This is a genomic window from Streptomyces sp. SKN60, from assembly GCF_026236535.1.
In the GTDB taxonomy this organism is placed as follows: domain Bacteria; phylum Actinomycetota; class Actinomycetes; order Streptomycetales; family Streptomycetaceae; genus Streptomyces.
In genome coordinates this window covers 66,195-84,612 of record NZ_JAHTMW010000022.1, presented here as the reverse complement: position 1 = coordinate 84,612, position 18,418 = coordinate 66,195, and the positions used below count along the sequence as shown (strand labels likewise).

Annotated in this window: 17 protein-coding genes; 3 read left to right on the top strand and 14 right to left on the bottom strand. The window is 73.5% G+C overall.

All coding sequences use genetic code 11. The annotated features are described in order from the left end of the window. Nucleotides 1-7: 7 nt before the first annotated feature. The gene (locus tag KV205_RS29885; protein ID WP_265867864.1) at nucleotides 8-1,501 is read right to left on the bottom strand and encodes an AlkA N-terminal domain-containing protein; all 1,494 of its coding nucleotides are present in this window, start codon (nucleotides 1,499-1,501) and stop codon (nucleotides 8-10) included. A 51-nt stretch (nucleotides 1,502-1,552) separates the two neighbouring features. Further along, nucleotides 1,553-2,311, bottom strand: a complete 759-nt coding sequence (locus KV205_RS29880; RefSeq protein ID WP_265867862.1) for a TetR/AcrR family transcriptional regulator — start codon at nucleotides 2,309-2,311, stop codon at nucleotides 1,553-1,555. Nucleotides 2,312-2,408: 97 nt separating this feature from the next. Between KV205_RS29880 and KV205_RS29875 the strand changes: the two genes are divergently transcribed. After that, nucleotides 2,409-2,855, top strand: a complete 447-nt coding sequence (locus KV205_RS29875; protein WP_265867861.1) for a VOC family protein — start codon at nucleotides 2,409-2,411, stop codon at nucleotides 2,853-2,855. Nucleotides 2,856-3,082: 227 nt separating this feature from the next. On the opposite strand, the gene KV205_RS29870 is transcribed toward KV205_RS29875, so the two are convergent. The 3 genes from KV205_RS29870 to KV205_RS29860 form a co-directional block, all read right to left on the bottom strand. Next, nucleotides 3,083-3,619, bottom strand: a complete 537-nt coding sequence (locus KV205_RS29870; RefSeq protein ID WP_265867860.1) for an O-acetyl-ADP-ribose deacetylase — start codon at nucleotides 3,617-3,619, stop codon at nucleotides 3,083-3,085. 69 nt (nucleotides 3,620-3,688) lie between these two features. After that, the gene (locus KV205_RS29865; RefSeq protein ID WP_308404114.1) at nucleotides 3,689-5,113 is read right to left on the bottom strand and encodes an NAD(P)/FAD-dependent oxidoreductase; all 1,425 of its coding nucleotides are present in this window, start codon (nucleotides 5,111-5,113) and stop codon (nucleotides 3,689-3,691) included. 59 nt (nucleotides 5,114-5,172) lie between these two features. Further along, complete coding sequence (locus KV205_RS29860; protein WP_265867858.1) at nucleotides 5,173-6,051, bottom strand: inositol monophosphatase family protein; 879 nt, start codon at nucleotides 6,049-6,051, stop codon at nucleotides 5,173-5,175. Nucleotides 6,052-6,189: 138 nt separating this feature from the next. On the opposite strand from KV205_RS29860, the gene KV205_RS29855 reads away from it, so the two are divergent. Both KV205_RS29855 and KV205_RS29850 read left to right on the top strand, forming a co-directional pair. Then, the gene (locus KV205_RS29855; RefSeq protein ID WP_265867857.1) at nucleotides 6,190-7,245 is read left to right on the top strand and encodes a biotin/lipoate A/B protein ligase family protein; all 1,056 of its coding nucleotides are present in this window, start codon (nucleotides 6,190-6,192) and stop codon (nucleotides 7,243-7,245) included. Between the two features lie 21 nt (nucleotides 7,246-7,266). Continuing rightward, on the top strand, nucleotides 7,267-8,160 hold the full coding sequence (locus KV205_RS29850) for a hypothetical protein (protein WP_265867856.1): 894 nt from the start codon (nucleotides 7,267-7,269) through the stop codon (nucleotides 8,158-8,160). Nucleotides 8,161-8,193: 33 nt separating this feature from the next. On the opposite strand, the gene KV205_RS29845 is transcribed toward KV205_RS29850, so the two are convergent. The 9 genes from KV205_RS29845 to KV205_RS29805 all read right to left on the bottom strand — a co-directional run bounded on the left by KV205_RS29845 (nucleotide 8,194) and on the right by KV205_RS29805 (nucleotide 18,333). After that, nucleotides 8,194-8,790, bottom strand: coding sequence for a bifunctional 2-polyprenyl-6-hydroxyphenol methylase/3-demethylubiquinol 3-O-methyltransferase UbiG (locus KV205_RS29845; protein WP_265867855.1), 597 nt, complete (start codon nucleotides 8,788-8,790; stop codon nucleotides 8,194-8,196). A gap of 175 nt (nucleotides 8,791-8,965) precedes the next feature. After that, a complete protein-coding gene (locus KV205_RS29840) occupies nucleotides 8,966-10,489 on the bottom strand; it encodes an NCS1 family nucleobase:cation symporter-1 (protein ID WP_265867854.1) in 1,524 nt (507 codons plus the stop codon). Between the two features lie 58 nt (nucleotides 10,490-10,547). Continuing rightward, on the bottom strand, nucleotides 10,548-11,564 hold the full coding sequence (locus KV205_RS29835; protein WP_265867853.1) for a TIGR03842 family LLM class F420-dependent oxidoreductase: 1,017 nt from the start codon (nucleotides 11,562-11,564) through the stop codon (nucleotides 10,548-10,550). Nucleotides 11,565-11,577: 13 nt separating this feature from the next. After that, the gene (hydA, locus tag KV205_RS29830; protein WP_265867852.1) at nucleotides 11,578-12,981 is read right to left on the bottom strand and encodes a dihydropyrimidinase; all 1,404 of its coding nucleotides are present in this window, start codon (nucleotides 12,979-12,981) and stop codon (nucleotides 11,578-11,580) included. A gap of 64 nt (nucleotides 12,982-13,045) precedes the next feature. Continuing rightward, nucleotides 13,046-14,326 carry an aspartate aminotransferase family protein gene (locus KV205_RS29825; RefSeq protein WP_265867851.1) on the bottom strand — a complete coding sequence of 427 codons (1,281 nt, stop codon included), beginning with the start codon at nucleotides 14,324-14,326 and terminating at the stop codon, nucleotides 13,046-13,048. Further along, entirely contained in the window at nucleotides 14,323-15,165 is an 843-nt protein-coding gene (locus KV205_RS29820; RefSeq protein ID WP_265867850.1) for a nitrilase-related carbon-nitrogen hydrolase, read from the bottom strand. Before KV205_RS29820 ends, KV205_RS29825 begins: the two co-directional genes overlap by 4 nt. A gap of 196 nt (nucleotides 15,166-15,361) precedes the next feature. Then, nucleotides 15,362-16,582 (bottom strand): UL36 very large tegument protein, encoded by a 1,221-nt coding sequence (locus KV205_RS29815; RefSeq protein WP_265867849.1) that lies wholly within the window; start codon nucleotides 16,580-16,582, stop codon nucleotides 15,362-15,364. Between the two features lie 76 nt (nucleotides 16,583-16,658). Next, nucleotides 16,659-17,063: a PPOX class F420-dependent oxidoreductase gene (locus KV205_RS29810; protein ID WP_265867848.1), complete on the bottom strand. Its 405-nt coding sequence runs from the start codon at nucleotides 17,061-17,063 to the stop codon at nucleotides 16,659-16,661. Between the two features lie 10 nt (nucleotides 17,064-17,073). Continuing rightward, nucleotides 17,074-18,333, bottom strand: coding sequence for an alginate lyase family protein (locus tag KV205_RS29805; RefSeq protein WP_265867847.1), 1,260 nt, complete (start codon nucleotides 18,331-18,333; stop codon nucleotides 17,074-17,076). Nucleotides 18,334-18,418 lie beyond the last annotated feature (85 nt).

Genomic DNA, 18,418 nt, shown 5'->3' with positions numbered 1-18,418 from the left:
GGGTTCCTTACGCGGGCAGGTGGTTGATGGGGTGGCTGTCGGTGGCCCACAGGTACTGGACGGCGTAGGCGCGCCAGGGCCGCCAGCGTGCGGCGCGGGCGGTGAGCGCGGCCGGGGCGGCGGGCAGGCCGAGGCCCTCGGCGGCACGCCGGATGCCGAGGTCGCCGGGGAGGAAGGCGTCCGGGTCGCCGAGCGCCCGCATGGCGATGACCTCGGTGGTCCAGGGGCCGAAGCCGGGCAGGGCGCGCAGCCGTTCGCGGGCCTCGGTCCAGTCGGTCTCCGGTCCGAGCGCGAGGCTGCCGTCGGCGAGGGCGGCGACGAGGGTGAGCAGCGTGGTGCGGCGGCTGCCGGGCAGCGCGAGGGTCTCGGGGTCGAGCCCGGCGAGCGCGGCGGGGGTCGGGAAGAGGTGGGTGAGGCCGCCCTCGGGGTCGTCGACAGGCACGCCGTGCGCGGTGACCAGGCGGGCGGCATGGGTGCGGGCGGCCGCGGTGGACACCTGCTGGCCGAGGACGGCGCGGACGGCGAACTCGGCGGCGTCGACCGTACGCGGGACCCGCCGGCCGGGCGCGGCGTCGACGAGCGGCGCGAGCAGCGGGTCGGCGCGGAGCTGCCCGTCGACGGCGACGGGGTCGGCGTCGAGGTCGAGCAGCCGGCGGCAGCGGCTGATGGCGTGGGTGAGGTCGCGGTGGTCGGTGAGCGAGAGCCGGCAAAGGACGTGGTCGGCGCGCGGGGCGAGGGCGACGATGCCGTGTCCGTACGGCAGGGCGAGGGTTCTGCGGTAGGCGCCGTCGCGCCATTCCTCGACGCCCGGCACGGCGGTGGCGGCGAGGTGGCCGAAGAGGTTGGAGGGTTCGAGCGGGGCGCGGAACGGCAGCCGCAGGGTGATCGTCCCGGGGGCCGGGGCGGGCGCCGGGGCGAGGGCGGGCGCCTTGCGGGGGCGGGTGGCGCGGGCGCGCAGCTCGCCGGGGGTGAGGGCGAAGACCTCGCGGACCGTGTCGTTGAAGGTGCGGATCGAGGCGAAACCGGCAGCGAAGGCGATCTCGGCCATGGGCAGCGGGGTGGTCTCGATGAGCAGCCGGGCGGTCTGGGCGCGCTGGGCGCGGGCGAGGGCGAGGGGTCCGGCGCCGAGTTCGGCGAGCAGCTGGCGCTCGATCTGGCGGGTGGAGTAGCCGAGCCGGGCGGCGAGCCCGGGGACGCCCTCGCGGTCGACGATGCCGTCCTGGATGAGCCGTACGGCGCGGGCGACGGCGTCGGCGCGGGCGTGCCAGGCGGACGAGCCGGGGCTGGTGTCGGGCCGGCAGCGCTTGCAGGCCCGGTAGCCGGCCCGCTGGCAGGACGCGGCGGTGGGGTGGAACTCCATGTTCTGCGCCTTGGGCGGCACGGCGGGGCAACTGGGCCGGCAGTAGATCCGAGTGGTGCGGACGGCGGTGAAGAAGACGCCGTCGAAGCGGGCGTCCTTCGACTGGACGGCCCGCACGCAGCGCTCGGTGTCGGTGTGCATGTCTTCAAGGATGGGTGATCGCGGGCGGGCCGGGCTGGCAGGAAAACGACATCAACGTGGGCCGCCGCCCGGCCGGTGCTCCACACCCGTCCGGCGTTCCGCGCCCGGCCGGTGTTCCGCGCCCGACCGGTGTTCCGGCGCGAGCAGCTGGGCGGCGACGAGCTCGCGCAGCCAGTCCCGGTACGCGGCGGCCGACCAGCCGCGATGGCGCCGCAGGAGCTGGTGGACGTGCGGGGAGACCACGGCGAAGAGGACGTCCGCCGCCCGGGCGGGGTCGAGGCCGGGGCGCAGCGCGCCACGGGCGTGCAGGGCGGTGGCGAGCCGGAGGTAGACGGCGTGGGTGGCGGCGGCTCCGGCGTCGGCGGCGGCCCGCATGTCGGGGTCGGCGCCGGCCGCCTCCACGCTCACCATGATCAGGTCGCCGGCCCGGTCGAGCAGCTCCGCGGTGCGGGCGATCAGGGCGTCGACGGTCTCGGCCGGGTCGGTCTCGCCGCCGAGCTCCTTGAACTCCGGGCGGTCCGCGACGGCCACCGGCTCCTCGTCGCCGACGGTGGCGACGCCGAGGGCGTGGCCGAACAGCGCGGCCTTGGTCGGGAAGGCGTCGTAGAGGGTCCGCTCCCCCACCCCGGCGGCCCGGGCGACCTCCCGCATCCGGGTCGCCGCGTACCCCTGCTCGACGAACAGCCGGCCCGCGGCCTCCCGGATCCGCGCACGGGTCCGGGCCGCGGCCGCGGCGCGCTTCGGCGAGGCGTAGGGCCGTTTGCCCGGATCGGCCTGCCCTGGCGGGGCTGTCTTGACGGGGTCTGCCATGAGGAGGAGTCTAGAAGCAATTCACCGCAGCGTCACTGCGGTGAATGACAAGGGCCGAGGGACCAGGCCCGAGGGACACGGCCCGAGGAGGCCCGCCATGCCGGAACTCGCCGGAATCCACCATGTGAAGATCCCCGTCACCGACCTCCCGCGCTCCCTCGACTGGTACGGCCGGGTCCTCGGCTTCCGGACCACGATCGAGTTCCCGGACGACGACGGCGTGGTGCGCGGGGTCGGGGGCACGATGCCCGGCCTGGACGGCACGCTCGTCGCCCTCCGGGAGAACCCCGAGGCGGCCCGGGGCTGCGAGGGCTTCGATCCGGTGTCCTTCGCGATCCGGGACCGCGCGGACGCCGAGGCGTGGGCCGCCCATCTGGACGCCCTGGGCGTCGAGCACTCGCCGGTGATCGAGGCGAGCATCGGCTGGCTGCTCGTCTTCAGCGACCCCGACGGCCTGGTCCTGCACCTCTACTCGTGGGCCGGGCACGGCAAGGACCACTCGGACCGCCCGGGGTACGGACGCCCGGCCTCCCCCGCCTCCTAGGTCCTGTCCGGAAAGTCCCGCCTGGCACGCGGCGCCTGGCACGCACTCCCCCGTAGCCCTTCGGGCACGGGAGGTGCCCCCACCGCGTTGTCGTCGGTCGCCATGGCAAGCCATGTCTCCCTCCTCCGCCTTGCGATCGCACGCACCAGACACCGCGAGCCCTGCCCTGCGGGCAGACTGGGGGTACCTCCCGGCGAAGCCAGGGGGAGCTACTTTCCGGACAGGCCCTAGAGCGCGGCCTCGAACTCGGCGTACGCGGCCGCGTCGTACAGCACGAAGCGGACCTCCCGTACGGAGGACGTCCGCGCCGCCCGGACCGTCTCGACGGCGATACGGGCGCCGTCGTCCATCGGCCAGCCGTAGATGCCGGTGGAGATGGCCGGGAAGGCGACGGTCTCGGCGCCCAACGCGTCGGCCACGCGCAGGGATTCGCGGTAGCAGGAGGCGAGCTGCGCGGAGCGGTCCTCCTGGGTGCTGTGGACCGGGCCGACGGTGTGGACGACCCACTGGGCGGCGAGGTTTCCGGCGGTGGTGGCGACGGCCTCGCCGGTGGGGAGGCCGCGCCCGTAGTGGCCGGCGCGGAGCGTGCGGCACGCGTCGAGGATGGCGGGGCCGCCCTTGCGGTGGATCGCGCCGTCGACTCCGCCGCCGCCGAGGAGCGAGGAGTTGGCGGCGTTGACGATGACGTCGGCGTCCTGCTCGGTGATGTCGCCACGGACGAGAACGATCTCGGGCCGGTCGGGTCGGTCGGATGCGGTGCTCATGGTTCCATCCTCGCGCCGCCGGGCCGCCGGGACATCCGGATTACGAGGGGTGCCGACGACCGGCGGCGGTCAACGCCCGGCGGGGGTGCGCAGCCGGCGCCAGACGGCCTTGGCGGCGTTGTGGCCGGACATGCCGTGGACGCCCGGGCCGGGCGGGGTGGCGGAGGAGCAGAGGAAGACCGCCGGGTGCGGGGTGTGGTACGGGAACAGGGAGAGTTTGGGGCGCAGCACGAGCTGCAGGCCGCGGGCGGCGCCGCAGGCGATGTCGCCGCCGACGTAGTTGGGGTTGCGGGCGGCGAGTTCGGGCGGCCCGGCAGTCGCGCGGGCCAGGATCAGATCGCGGAAGCCGGGCGCGAAGCGCTCGATCTGCCGCTCGATGGCGTCGGTGAGGTCGCCGCGCCAGCCGTTGGGGACATGGCCGTAGGCCCAGAAGACGTGCTTGCCCTCGGGGGCGCGGCTCGGGTCGACCAGGCTGGGCTGGGCGGTGATGAGGAACGGGGTGTCGGGGGCGGTGCCGCCGGAGGCCTGGTGGAGGGCGGTGTCGATCTCGCCCATGGTGGGGCCGATCTGGACGGTGCCGGCCCTGCGGGCGGCCTCGCTGGTCCACGGCACGGGCCCGGACAGGGCGTAGTCGATCTTGAACGCGGCGGCGCCGTAGCGGTAGCCGTCATAGGTGGCGCCGAGGCCGGCGATCCGGGCCAGGGCGGTGGGCGAGGTGTCGAAGACATAGGCGCGGGCCGGCGGGAGGTCGTCGAGCCGCTTGACCTCGAAGTCGGTGTGGACGGCGCCGCCGAGCTCCTTCAGATACCCGGCGAGGGCGTCGGAGATCGACTGGGAGCCGCCCCGGGGCAGCGGCCAGCCGGCCGCGTGCGCGGCGATCGCGAAGACCAGGCCGACGGCGCTGGTGGCGAGGCCGCCGAGCGGCGCGATGACATGGCCGACGAGCCCGGCGAACAGCCCGCGGGCCTTCTCGTCGCGGAAGCGGCGCAGCAGCCAGGTGGCCGGCTGCACTCCGGCGAGGCCGAACCGGGCCAGGGTGACCGGGTCGCGCGGCAGCGCGGTGAGCGGCAGCTGCATGAAGTCCCGGAACAGGCTGTCCCAGTGCGGCAGGAACGGCGTGACGAGCCGCCGGTAGGCGCCGGCGTCGCGCGGGCCGAGTGAGGCCGCGGTCTCGGCGACGGAGCGGGAGAGGACGGCCGCGGTGCCGTCGTCCCAGGGGTGGGCCATGGGCAGCTCGGGATGCAGCCACTCCAGGCCGTGCCGGTCCAGCGGCATGGTGTTGAAGACCGGCGAGCCGATGCCGAGCGGGTGCACGGCCGAGCAGGGGTCGTGGCGGAAGCCGGGCAGGGTGAGCTCCTCGGTGCGGGCGCCCCCGCCGACCGTCGGCTTCGCCTCGAAGACGGCGACCGAGAAGCCGCGCCGGGCGAGCTCCACGGCTGCGGTCAGTCCGTTGGGCCCCGCCCCCACGACGACGGCATCGAGCATCGACGGCACCTTGGACTCCTTCGTCGGCCGGCCAAGGATCCCAGCATATTCCCGGCCCCGTACGGGACTTACCCGGCCCCGAGGAGTGACCGGATCCGGTCGGCGGTGGCCGTGTCGCGGGCCGCCGTGAACGGCAGGGCGTTGCCGCCGGCGATCCGGAAGCGCTCGCCGGTGAGGGTCAGGTCCGTGCCGCCGGCCTCCTCCAGGAGGAGCAGTCCCGCGGCGTGGTCCCAGGCGTACTCCCAGGAGAAGGCGACGGCGTCGAGCGCGCCCCGGGCCACCGCCAGGTACTCCAGGCCGGCCGAGCCGCAGGGGCGCGGGCGGACGCCCTCGGTGCGCAGGCCGAGCAGGGCCCGCTTCTGGTCCGGGGTGGTGTAGTCGGGGTGCGAGGTCGCGACCTCCAGGACCGCTCCCGCGGCCGGCGCCCCGGCCCGTATCGGCTCACCGTTCAGCGTGGCGCCGCGGCCCCGCACCGCGACGGCGAACTCGTCCAGGGCGGGCGCGAAGGTGAAGGAGGCGAGCAGCTCGCCGTGGAGCGCGAGGGCGACCAGGGTGCAGAAGCCGTCCTCGCCGCGGACGAACTGGCGGGTGCCGTCCACCGGGTCGACGATCCAGACCGGCGCGTCGCCCTTCAGCGCCTCGTATGTCGCCGGGTCCGCGTGCACGGCCTCCTCGCCGACCACCACCGAGCCGGGCAGCAGCGCGGTGAGGGAGGCGGTCAGATGGGCCTCGGCGGCCCGGTCGGCGACGGTGACCAGATCGTGCGGCCCGTTCTTCTGGTCGATCTCGGCGGCGTCGAGCTGCCGGAAGCGCGGCATGATCTCGACCGCGGCCGCCTTGCGGACGGCCTCCTCCACCTCGGTGGTGTCGCCGGCGAGCAGCCGGGCGAGGAAGTCGTCGTCCGTGGTCGCCCTCGTGTCCCGTGTCGTCACGCTTCGTTCGGTCATGCGTCCATCCCACCACACCCGTCTGACGTTCCGGGATCGCTGCGGCGACCTGTGGACAACCACGGGACGACCCTGCGGCCACGAGTACGCTTTGATCGCGTTCACCCCATGCATCCGTGTCGACTCCAGGGAGGGCCCGTGCACGGCGAGTACAAGGTCCCGGGCGGCAAGCTGGTCGTGGTCGACCTCGACGTGGCGGACGGCGTGCTGCGCCGGGTCCGGGTCGCGGGCGACTTCTTCCTCGAACCCGACGAGGCGATCCTGGCGATCGACCGGGCCCTGGAGGGCGCGCCGGCCGACACGGACGCGGCCGGGCTCGCGGCCCGCATCGACCAGGCGCTGCCGCCGGGCACCCAGATGTTCGGCCTGACCACCGAGGGCATCGGGGTCGCGGTGCGCCGGGCGCTCGCGCACGCCACGGACTGGACGGACTACGACTGGCAGCTGATCCACGAGCCGGCGCAGTCCCCCGCCCTGCACATGGCGCTCGACGAGGTGCTGACCGCCGAGGTCGCGGCGGGCCGCCGCCCGCCGACCCTGCGGGTCTGGGAGTGGGCCTCCCCCGCCGTGGTCATCGGCAGCTTCCAGTCCCTGCGCAACGAGGTGGACCCGGAGGCCGCCGAGCGGCACGGCATCGAGGTGGTCCGCCGGATCAGCGGCGGCGGCGCGATGTTCATCGAGCCGGGCAACACCATCACGTACTCCCTGTCGGTCCCCGACGCCCTCGTGCAGGGCCTGTCCTTCACCGACAGCTACGCGTATCTGGACGACTGGGTGCTCGGCGCGCTCGGCGACATGGGCGTCAAGGCCTGGTACCAGCCGCTGAACGACATCGCGACCGAGGCCGGCAAGATCGCCGGCGCCGCGCAGAAGCGGATGGTCGCCGGCGAGGGCGCGGTGCTGCACCACGTGACGATGGCGTACGACATCGACGCCGACAAGATGACCGAGGTGCTGCGGATCGGCCGCGAGAAGCTGTCCGACAAGGGCACCAAGAGCGCCAAGAAGCGCGTCGACCCGCTGCGCCGCCAGACCGGTCTGCCCCGCGAAGCGGTCATCGAGCGCATGATCGCCTCCTTCCGCGCGCGCTACGGCCTCGCCGAGGGCAGCCTCACCGAGGAGGAGCTGACGCTCGCCAAGGAGCTGGCCGAGACGAAGTTCTCGACCCCGGAGTGGACGGCGCGGGTCCCGTAGGACCCGCCCTAGGCTGCCCGCATGCCGATACGGATCGATCACCCGGTGCGGCCGGGGCTGCGGATGGAGTGCGCGGACGACGGGCGGCTGCTGCTGACCCAGGGCGGGCGTCCGGTGCTGTTCGCGCGTCAGCGGGCGTCCCACCACGGGGTGCACTACGCGCGCACCGGGCGGTACGCGTCCCCGCTCGCCCCGCTGCGCGCCGCCGACGACCGGGCCCTCGCCGCGCCGGCGCCGCCCGGCTCCGAGGAGTGGACGGGGCGCTGGGCCGCGCGCTGGGCGGCGGAGCTGCGCGGGGCGGCCGAGGGGCCGCTGCACGAGGGCGACTGGCACTTGGCGCCGATGCTCCCGGGCTGGTTCGTGGCGGACCACTGGGAGCTGCTCCTCCCCCATGACACCGACCGGGGGCATCTCACCTGGTTCGGCTACGGCGACCCGGTCGAGGACGCCCGCGACCTGCTGCCGCTGCGGGCGCTGTCCGCCCCGGACGCGCCGCGCGTGAAGGCGTACCGGCGCCGCTTCCGGGAGGGACTGCTCGCGCCCGTGCTGCTGTGGTGGATCAGCGGGCTGAACGTGCCGGTGGTGCTCGACGGGCACGACCGGCTGGTCGCGGCGCTCGCCGAGGGCGGCCGGCCGCACGTCCTGCTGCTCTCCCGCGCCGTCGACGCCGGCTATGTGGCGGTGTGCTCCGAGCGGCCGCTCCTGGAGTACGAGCAGCGCATGGCCGCCCTGGAGCCCGGCCCGCTCGCCCGTGCGCGGGCCGGGGTGGCGAGCCGTCGCCTCGCGGACGCCCTGACGGCGATCGAGCGGGCGACGGAGATCACCCGGGCCTGGCCGCTGGACGGCGGCGTGGCCGCGTGGGAGCGGGCCGCGGCGGCGCACGTACCGGGGTGGGCGCCGCCGCGCATGCCCTGAGTCCGGACCGGGCCGGGCCGGACGGTCCTGTCGTCAGGCGGCCGGGACGCGGGCGACGAGGACGAACTCGTTGTACGGGAAGGCCTTGCCGATCGACCGGGCGAACGGGAACGAGTAGCTGCGCTCGACGACCAGACCCGCCTTCTCGGCGTGCGCCCGCAGCCCGTCGAAGTCGACGAAACGCACATGCGTCGCGTCCGTCTTGTAGCCCGCCTCCTGCGGACAGATCAGCACCACCGAGCCGCCCGGCTTCACCAGCGGCAGGTACTGCTCAAGCACCGAGTTCCCCAGCGTCTCGTCCATGTGCTCCAGGACATGCGCGCACAGCAGACTGTCGAACGAACCCGGGCCACAGTCCGGGGCCGCGGCCAGCTCGTCCGGCGTGAACGCCTTCAGACCCCGCTCACGACAGGTCTCGACCGAGGTCGCGTTGTGATCCACACCCACACTGTCCGGCCCGCAGTTCAGCAGGTTCCGCCCGATGCCGCAGCCGACGTCCAGCACCCGCCCCAGACCCAGCCGCTTCAGATTCCACCGGTACGGCGCCTGAGTGGGCAGCAGACGTTTGATCCCCGAGCTCTCCAGCCGCGCGAGCCGCTGGGTGTAGTCGGAGGATTCCGTGCCGGACATCGACGACCGCCTTCTGTTGCGCTGTGTGAACGGAAAACGACACCGTGGGGGGTGGGTTACGGAGGCGTGCGTGCGTCCAGGCAGGCGTGCGGGCCCGCAGGGGAGCCACGCCGCTCCGGTTTTCGGTGTCGTCGAGGCTAGGCCATCGTCGCCGTGCCGGTCCAGACCTGAGTGATCATCGGCGGTTCCGCAGCGTCATCAGACCGGTGTACAGGAGCAGCGAGGCGGCGAGGCCGACCGCCCAGCCGTAGTCGGCGAGCGGCTTCAGGAAGGGGATCAGGCCGTCCTCGGGGAACGGCCCGGTGCCGGGTGCGGAGTGGGAGCCGCCGACCGCGAGCACCCCGCCGACCGTGAAGGCGAGCACGGCCGCCGGGTTCCAGCCGCCCCGGTACCAGTACGGCCCGTCGGCCCGGTAGAGCCCGCTCAGGTCGAGGCGGGTGCGGCGGACCAGCCAGTAGTCGGCGATCAGGATGCCCGCGACCGTACCGAGCAGTCCGCCGACCAGGCCGAGCCAGGTGAAGATGTACAGCTCGGGGGTGGAGGTCAGCTTCCACGGCATGATCACGACGCCGACGACGCCGGTGATCAGGGCGCCCTTGCGGAAGTCGACGAGCCTCGGGGCGAGGTTGGCGAGGTCGTAGGCGGGCGAGACGACGTTGGCGGCGATGTTCACCGACAGGGTCGCGACGAGCACGGTGACCAGGGCGAACAGCAGCCCGAAGACGTTGTCGGTCTTGGCGGCGAGCGCCACCGGGTCCCAGACCGGCGCCCCGTACACCGCCTGCGAGCCGGAGGTCACCAGGACGGACAGCAGCGCGAAGAAGGTCATCGTGGTGGGCAGGCCGAGGGTCTGGCCCCAGACCTGGGCGCGCTGGCCGGCGCCGAAGCGGGTGAAGTCGGGGATGTTGAGGCTGAGGGTGGCCCAGAAGGCGATCATGCCCATGAGGGAGGGGAAGAAGACGGGCCAGAAGTCGGCTCCCCAGCCGAGTTCGGACGGCTGGTCGAGGAGCGGGCCGAAGCCGCCGGCCTTGACCGCGATCCAGACGAGCAGGGCGACGGCGCCGACGATCACGAAGGGCGCGGCCCAGTTCTCGAAGCGGCGCAGCGCGTCCATGCCGCGGTAGATGATCGCGAGCTCGAGTGCCCAGAAGAGCGCGAAGCACAGCCACAGGGTCCAGGGCTGGCCGGCGATCCTCGCGGCCCCGGCCCAGTCGCCGCCGAAGACCTTGTCGAGCAGGACGAAGACGCCCTGGCCGCCGATCCAGGTCTGGATCCCGAACCACGCGCAGGCCACCCCGGCCCGGACCAGGGCCGGCAGATTCGCGCCGCGCAGCCCGAAGGAGGCGCGGGCGAGCACGGGGAAGGGGATGCCGTACTTGGGCCCGGCGTGCCCGGTGAGCAGCATCGGCAGCAGCACGATCACATTGGCGAGCGCGATGGTGAGCACCGCCTGCACCCAGTCCATGCCGAGTGCGACGAGCCCGGAGGCGAGCAGCCAGGACGGGATGTTGTGGGCCATGCCGACCCAGAGGGCGGCGAAGTTGTACGTGGTCCAGCGGCGGGCGCCGACGGGCACCGGCAGCAGGTCGTCGTTGACGAACCGCGGGTCGGTCCCGGCCGCGCCGGGCGGAAGCTCGACGCGGCCGGGGCCGGATATCGCGGGGTCGGCGGGTCTGTCCGAGGGGGTGGTGGCGGTCATGGCGGCGGAACCCTTCCTGGGAGGAGTGGAGGGGCCGGGCGGTGGGGCGGTCGGGCGGTCAGGCGTTGAGCGCGGGGATGATCTCGGAGCCGTAGGCGTCGATGGTGCCCTCGCGGTTGTCGTGCATGTCGTAGACGGCGAACTGGTCGACGCCGAGCTCGCGCAGCTGCCGCAGCTTCTCGATGTGGGCCTCGGCGGGGCCGATGAGACAGAACCGGTCGACGATCTCGTCGGGGACGAAGGCGGTGTCGGGGTTGTCGGCGCGGCCGTGGTGGGAGTAGTCGTAGCCGTGCCGGTCCTTGATGTACGCGGTGAGCTCGTCGGGGACCATGGCGGAGTGCTCGCCGTACTTGGCGACCAGGTCGGCGACGTGGTTGCCGACCATGCCGCCGAACCAGCGGCACTGCTCGCGGGCGTGGGCCAGGGCCTCGGGCGAGGCGTCGGCCGTCACGTACGCGGGGGCGGCGACGCAGATGGTGAGGGCGTCGGGGTCGCGGCCGGCGTCCGTGGCGGCCTGGCGGACGGCCTTGACCATCCACTCGGTGAGGAAGGGGTCGGCGAGCTGGAGGATGAAGCCGTCGGCCTTCTGTCCGGCGAGGGCCAGCGCCTTCGGGCCGTAGGCCGCCATCCACACCGGCAGCTTGCCGTTCTTGATCCACGGGATGTGGATCGGGTTGCCGTCGACCTGGGCCTCGCGGCCCTCCGCGAGGTCGCGGATGACCTCGATGGCCTCGCCGAGCCGGGCCAGGGTGTTGGGCTTGCGGCCGGCGACGCGCATCGCGGAGTCGCCGCGGCCGATGCCGCAGACGGTCCGGTTGCCGTACATGTCGTTGAGGGTGGCGAAGGTGGAGGCGGTGACCTCCCAGGTGCGGGTGCCCGGGTTGGTGACCATGGTGCCGACGTGCAGCTTGGTGGTGTTGGCGAGGATCTGGCTGTAGATGACGAAGGGTTCCTGCCACAGCACGGCGGAGTCGAAGGTCCAGCCGTAGCGGAAGCCGTTGCGCTCCGCCCGGCGCATCAGGCCGACGACCTGGGACGCGGGCGGGTCGGTCTGCAGGACGAGTCCGAAGTCCAAGGGGGCGGCCTTCCTAGTTCAGGTACTGGCAGGTGGAACGGGGGACGAAGCTGCCGTGTCCGGCGCGCCCGGTGAACTTGCGCTGCTCGATGACGGGTTCGCCGCGGGAGAGGACGGTCTCGACCTGGCCGGTGATCGTCTTTCCCTCGTAGGCCGAGTAGTCGACGTTCATGTGGTGGGTGGTCGCGGACAGGGTCTGGGTGGTGTGCGGGTCGTAGACGACGATGTCCGCGTCCGCGCCCGGCGCGATGGTGCCCTTCTGCGGGTAGAGGCCGAACATCCTGGCCGGGGTGGCGCAGGCGATCTCGATCCAGCGGCGGCGCGAGATGTGCCCGTCGACGACGGCCTGGTGGAGCAGGTCCATGCGGTTCTCGACGCCCGGCAGCCCGTTGGGGATCTTGGAGAAGTCGCCGCGGCCCAGCTCCTTCTGGCCGGCGAAGCAGAAGGGGCAGTGGTCGGTGGAGACGACCTGGAGGTCGTTGGTGCGCAGGCCCCGCCACAGCGCCGCCTGGTGCTCCTTGGGCCGCAGCGGCGTGGAGCAGACGTACTTGGCGCCCTCGAAGTCCGGCTCGGCCAGGTTGTCCGTGGACAGGAAGAGGTACTGCGGGCAGGTCTCGCCGAAGACCGGCAGCCCCTTGTCGCGGGCCGCCGCCAGTTCCGCCACCGCCTCCTCCGCCGACACGTGCACCACGTACAGCGGGGCTCCCGCGACCCGGGCGAGCTGGATCGCCCGGTGGGTGGCCTCCGCTTCGAGGAGGGCCTTGCGGACCTCTCCGTGGTAGCGGGGGTCGGTCTCACCGCGGGCCAGGGCCTGTTCGACGAGGACGTCGATCGCGATGCCGTTCTCGGCGTGCATCATGATCAGCCCGCCGTTCTCGGCGCCGCGCTGCATGGCCCGCAGGATCTGTCCGTCGTCGCTGTAGAAGACCCCCGGATAGGCCATGAACAGCTTGAAGGAGGAGATGCCCTCCTGGACCAGCCGGTCCATCTCCTTCAGGGTGTGCTCGTTGACGTCGGACAGGATCATGTGGAAGCCGTAGTCGACGGCGCAGTTGCCGTCGGCCTTGGCGTACCAGGCGTCAAGGCCCTCGCGCAGCGGGTGGCCGACGCTCTGCACCGCGAAGTCGACGACGGTGGTGGTGCCGCCCCAGGCCGCGGCCCGGGTGCCGGTCTCGAAGGTGTCGGAGGCGAAGGTGCCGCCGAAGGGCAGCTCCATGTGGGTGTGGGCGTCGACGCCGCCCGGGACGACATAGCGGTCGGTGGCGTCGATCGTACGGTCGGCGGTCCAGCCGGCGGCGATGTCGGAGCCGTGGGCGGCGAGGGCCACGACGCGGCCCTCCTCGATCAGGACGTCGGCGTGCAGTTCGTCGGCGGCGGTGACGACCAGGCCGCCGCGGATCAGGGTGCGGGTGCTCACTGGAATCTCCCCTGCGAACGTGCGGGATCGCGAACGAGCGGGACGCGAACTGGAGGGACGCGAACTAGAGGGATCGGAGGGCCTGTTCGAGGACCGCCGCGCCTTCCTCGGCCTCGGCGACGGTGAGCGACAGCGGGGGCGCGATGCGCAGGCCGGTGGTGTTGTGGCCGCCGCCCTTGCCGATGAGCAGGCCGTTCGCCCGGGTCTCCTCCAGGACGGCGGACGCGGCGTCGGGGTTGGCCCGGTCGGTGCCGGGTTCGGTGAGCTCGATGCCGATCATGAGGCCGCGGCCGCGCACCTCGCGTACGGCGTCGACCCCGGCGGCGACACCGCGCAGGCGCTCCAGGAGCAGGCCGCCGACCCGGCGGGCGTTGCCCTGGAGGTCGTGTTCCAGGAGGTAGCCGAGGTTGGCGAGGCCGGCGGCCATGGTGACGGGTGAACCGCCGAAGGTGGAGATGGAGTTGGCGTCGAGACAGTTCATGATCTCGGCGCGGGCGACCACTCCGCCGATGGACATGCCGTTGCCGATGCCCTTGGCGAAGGTCAGCATGTCGGGCGGTCCGGCCTGGCCGTGCGCCTGCCAGCCCCAGAAGTGCTCGCCGGTGCGGCCCCAGCCGGTCTGCACCTCGTCGGCGATCCACAGGATGCCGTGCCGGTCGAGGACCCGGCGGAAGGCGGCGTAGAGGCCGTCGGGCGGGGAGGTGAAGCCGCCGACGCCCTGGATGGGCTCGGCGATGAGGGCGGCGACGTCGCGGGTGTGCCCGAGGAGGTCTTCGAGGTCGGCGACGCACGCCTCGATGAACCGCTCGTCGGTGAGCCCGGCGTACGGGCCGCGGCCGCGCACGCCGCCGTGCACGTACAGGGTCTGCAGCGGGGAGAGGCCGGTCGGCGACCAGGCGCGGTTGCCGGTGATGCCGACGGTGGAGAAGGAGCGCCCGTGGTAGCTGTTGCGCATCGCCAGGATCTGGTTGGAGCGCCGGTAGGCGGTGGCGAGCAGCAGGGCGGTGTCGTTGGCCTCGGTGCCGGAGGTGGTGAAGAAGACCCGGGCGTCGGGGATGCCGGAGAGGGTGGCGATCCGCTCGGCGAGCTCCACCATGGGGCGGTTGAGGTAGAGGGTGGAGGAGTGGATGATCCGCCCGGCCTGTTCGGCGACGGCCTTGGTGACCTCGGGGAGGGCGTGGGCGGTCATGGTGGTGAGGATGCCGCCGAAGAAGTCGAGGTAGCGCCGGCCGTCGGCGTCCCAGACGTAGCGGCCCTCGCCGTGGGTGAGCTCGATGGGCTCCTTGTAGTAGAGGGCGACCCAGTCGGGGATGACGGCGCGGTGGCGGTGGTAGAGGCTGTTCACGGCTGCACCAGCCCGTCGTAGGCGTCGGGACGGCGGTCGCGGTAGAACGCCCACTGCTGCCTGACCTGTTCGATCAGATCGAAGTCGAGGTCGCGCACGACGAGTTCCTCCTCCTTGGTGGAGGCGACGTCGCCGACGAACTGGCCGCGCGGGTCGACGAAGTAGCTGGTGCCGTAGAAGTCGTTGTCGCCGTACTCCTCGATGCCGACGCGGTTGATCGCGGCGACGAAGTACTCGTTGGCGACGGCCGCGGCGGGCTGCTCCAGCTGCCAGAGGTAGGAGGAGAGGCCGCGGTGGGTGGCCGACGGGTTGTAGACCAACTGGGCGCCGTTGAGGCCGAGTTGGCGCCAGCCCTCGGGGAAGTGCCGGTCGTAGCAGATGTAGACGCCGACCTTGCCGACGGCGGTGTCGAAGACCGGCCAGCCCAGGTTGCCCGGGCGGAAGTAGTACTTCTCCCAGAAGCCCTTCACCTGGGGGATGTGGTGCTTGCGGTACTTGCCGAGGTAGGAGCCGTCGGCGTCGATGACGGCGGCGGTGTTGTAGTAGAAGCCGGCGCCCTCGACCTCGAAGACCGGGACGACGATCACCATCCCGGTCTCCCGGGCGAGCTCCTGCATCCGGCGCACGGTGGGCCCGTCGGGCACGGGCTCGGCCCAGCGGTAGTGCTCGGGTTCCTGCACCTGGCAGAAATAGGGGGCGTTGAACACCTCCTGGAACCCGATGACCTTCGCGCCCTGCCGGGCGGCCTCGCGGGCGTGCTCCTCGTGCTTGGCGATCATGGATTCGGTGTCGCCGGTCCAGGTCGCCTGGACGAGCGCGGCGCGTACGACGTCGGTCATGAGCTGCTCCTTCGGCGCGGCGTCAGAGAGCCTCTACGCACGTAGACGCGGTGCGTAGAGAGAGAACGTAAGCCCCGTCACACCCCGGAGCAAGACCACTGCCGTGAAGTAGCGGAGTCGATCATGTTTCATACCCGAGTGGTCCACGTCGGACACGTACCGACACGTACCGGCACGTCCGAGTCGTCTCGACCGGTCAGGCGAGGCCCGCGACCCGCAGGGCGTGCAGCAGGTCGCGCTCGCGGGCCGGGGAGACGGCGCGGGCGGCGGCACGCAGCTCGGGGACGAGGGCGGCCGGGTCGGCGGCGGCGAGCGCGGCGGCGTCCTCGGGCGCACGGAGGCCCAGGAAGGCGCCGAGCAGGGCGTGCGTCTCCCCGTCCCGGTGTACGGCGCGCAGCGCGGCGCAGGCCCCGGCGAGCTCGGCCACCGGGCGGGCCGCGCCTTGGCGGAGCAGCCGGTCGCGGTCGTCCGCCCGGCCGGCGTCGGCGAGCGCCACGGCGACGGCGGCGAGCCGGGCGGGCGGCAGGTCGGCGGCCTCCCAGAGCAGGGTGGACCAGTCGGCGGCGAGCCCGGCCGCCGCCAGCTCCTCCGCGAGCGCGGGCAGCCACTCGGGCGGCCCGGCGAGCGCCTCGCAGAGCAGGGCGTGCGCCTCGCCGGTACGCCCCTGGGCGCGGAGCCGGCGCAGCGCGTAGACCGCGTTCCCGGCGGCGCGCGCGGCACGGGCGGCCTCGTCCGGGGCCGGGGCCGGGGCGGCATCGGCGGTCGGTGCCGGGTCGGCCGGGACGGGGGCGAAGCGGGCGCCCCGGGGTGCGGCGAGCGGTGCCGCCGCCGGGACCGGCCCGGCGGCCGGCGCCCCCACCGGGTTCACCACGGGTTCCGCCTCCTCCGCCACCCAGGCGTAGCGGGCCCCGCGTGGCCGGCGCCGTACCGGCTCGGGCGGTTCAGGCCGTTCGAGGCGTTGCAGGCGTTCGAGCCGCTCCGTCAGCTCGGCGACCCGGGCGGTGGCGCGGGTGTGGTCGTCCTGGGCCCAGTACAGGGCGCCGTCCGGGTCGGGCCGGCCGCTCAGCTCCCGGATGCGCTGCTCCGCGTACCGGATCTCCTCGGCCATCAGGGCGCGCCGTTCGGTGAGCGCCGCCGCCCCGCCGGGTCCTTGGTCGTGGGCGGCCGCAGCGGCCCGGTGCAGGGCCCGGCCGCGCAGCGCGCGCGGTCCGTCGGCCGGCTCGCCGAGGTCCTGGAGCAGGGACTCGACGACGTCCCAGGGCAGGATGTCCGTACCGCCGAAGCAGGCGCGCATCCCCTCCGGGTCGCGGGCGGCGAAGACCCCGTACCAGCCCTGGCCCGGTTCGAGCCGGCCCGCGAGCTCGCTGAGCCAGCCGGTGAACGCGGCGATGTCCGCCGGGAGTTGATGCACCGTCATTCCACAGCCCCTTTGCTCCAGGGGCAGTGGACCACACGAGTGTTACGGGACGACTACGCTGAGTTTTCGAGTTGTCTCAGGAGCGGGGAAAGCTCACGACGACGCCGGTGTGCGGGCGCTTGCCGAGCCGGGCGATCGTCGCGGGCCAGTCGACGGCCCAGAACTGCCAGGTGTACTTGCGGGACAGCAGCTTGCGGACCCGTCGCAGCTCCTCCCCCGTGACCAGCCGGGCCGTGCCCTCGACCCGCACCGCGTCCGCGGCCACGTTGCCGCGCACGTCGCAGACGGCGGCGACCACCCGGGGGTCGTTGCGCAGCCGCTTGACCTTCCAGGAGTCGGTGCGGGTCCAGGCGTACAGCTCGTCGCCCTCGACCGCGTACCAGACCGGGGTGGCGACCCCGGTGCCGTTCTTCCGGAAGGTGGTGAGACTGACGTAGCGGCCGTGCCGCAGCTCTTCGGGCAGCGTGGTGTCGGGGGTCACGCGCCAGAGGCTACGCGGTGCTCGGGTTGGCGGCGTGGGTGAGGGTCTCCCAGGCGACGAAGAGGTCGTCGGTGCCGCCTGGCCGCTGGCTCCGGGCGAGCTTCGCGGTCTCCGGGAGGTCGCGGTGCATCCGGCCCTGGAGGTGGTTGAGGGCGACCTCGACGTCCGGGCCCATGGTGCGCTCGACCTTGCCGCCGCACAGCCAGCCGGGCGGGGTCGCGCCGAGCTGGTAGCGGGCGTGGAACTCCAGGGCGGCGGTGAGCCGGTCGGCCTCCTCGCGGTAGAGGTCGAGGCCCTGGTGCCAGGCGGTCTCGGCGATGTGCGCGGTGGCGGCGAGGGAGTAGCCGATGTGCATGAAGTTGCGGCAGGTCTCCTGGCCGAGGCCGTCGCGGTAGGTGCGCTGGCCGAACCAGTACGTGGCGAGCTGGTCGGCGGTCTTGATGGTGCCGCCGGGCGGGGGCTTGGGCAGGGCGCCGTCGGAGGCGAGGTAGAAGTAGGCGGGGACGCGGGCGCGGTAGCGCCGCACCGAGTCCTCGAAGAGCGTGCGGTCCTCCAGGAACACCGCCATGCCCATGGCGGCGTCGGTCATCGCCAGTTCCCAATTGCCGTTGTAGTCGGGGACCTTGGCGGTGACGTCGGGCAGATAGGCCTTGCGCAGCATCCACTTGAAACGCTGCACCTCGGGGCCCTTCCAGGCCGGGTAGCCGGCGTGCACGATGTCGGCGGCGCGCGCCCAGGAGGAGCCGGACCAGGCGGTCTGGAGGTCGGCGTCGTCGCGGGTGTGCCGCTTCACCGTCCTCGACCAGGCGTTCATGATCTCGACGGCCTTGTCGGCGTGCGCGCGCTCGCCGGTGACGGACCACATCAGGGCATGGGTGTACGCGGCGATGGCGTCCGCGCGTTCGGCGACGCAGGCGTCGGTGCCGGCGTTGGACGCGCAGGCGACGACCTCGGCGGGGTGCGGGGTGTAGTCGAGCGCGGCGTACTTGCTGGCGCTCATCTCCTCGAACGCCGACTTCCACGGCTCCCGCCCGGCGGCGACGTGCTTGCGGACGGCCGCGAGCTGGGCTCCGCCGACGACGACGCCCGGGTGCCGGAAGTGCTCGGGGGCGGTGCCCGCGGGCGGCGCGGCGGCCTGCGGCGCGTCGCTGCCGGTGCCGCCGCAGCCGGTGGCGCCGGCGGTGAGCAGGAGCGTGGCGGCGAGGCCGGCGAGGGCCTTGGCCGCCGGGCGGGGTGCGGGGTGCGGCGCGAGCTGCTGACGACGGTTCACGCGTCCACGGTGGGGCCGGGCGCACGGCGGCGCATCCGCTGCTAGGCCACGGGGCTGAGGCCGGCGGGCCGGCGGGCCGGGTCCA

Bases quoted from the DNA above. Each gene is read 5' to 3' on its own strand.
- KV205_RS29880 (WP_265867862.1), bottom strand. From the start codon at position 2,311: ATGGCAGACCCCGTCAAGACAGCCCCGCCAGGGCAGGCCGATCCGGGC.
- KV205_RS29850 (WP_265867856.1), top strand. From the start codon at position 7,267: ATGCCGATACGGATCGATCACCCGGTGCGGCCGGGGCTGCGGATGGAG.
- KV205_RS29840 (WP_265867854.1), bottom strand. From the start codon at position 10,489: ATGACCGCCACCACCCCCTCGGACAGACCCGCCGACCCCGCGATATCC.
- KV205_RS29845 (WP_265867855.1), bottom strand. From the start codon at position 8,790: ATGTCCGGCACGGAATCCTCCGACTACACCCAGCGGCTCGCGCGGCTG.
- KV205_RS29860 (WP_265867858.1), bottom strand. From the start codon at position 6,051: ATGACCGAACGAAGCGTGACGACACGGGACACGAGGGCGACCACGGAC.
- KV205_RS29875 (WP_265867861.1), top strand. From the start codon at position 2,409: ATGCCGGAACTCGCCGGAATCCACCATGTGAAGATCCCCGTCACCGAC.
- KV205_RS29885 (WP_265867864.1), bottom strand. From the start codon at position 1,501: ATGCACACCGACACCGAGCGCTGCGTGCGGGCCGTCCAGTCGAAGGAC.
- KV205_RS29870 (WP_265867860.1), bottom strand. From the start codon at position 3,619: ATGAGCACCGCATCCGACCGACCCGACCGGCCCGAGATCGTTCTCGTC.
- KV205_RS29820 (WP_265867850.1), bottom strand. From the start codon at position 15,165: ATGACCGACGTCGTACGCGCCGCGCTCGTCCAGGCGACCTGGACCGGC.
- KV205_RS29815 (WP_265867849.1), bottom strand. From the start codon at position 16,582: ATGACGGTGCATCAACTCCCGGCGGACATCGCCGCGTTCACCGGCTGG.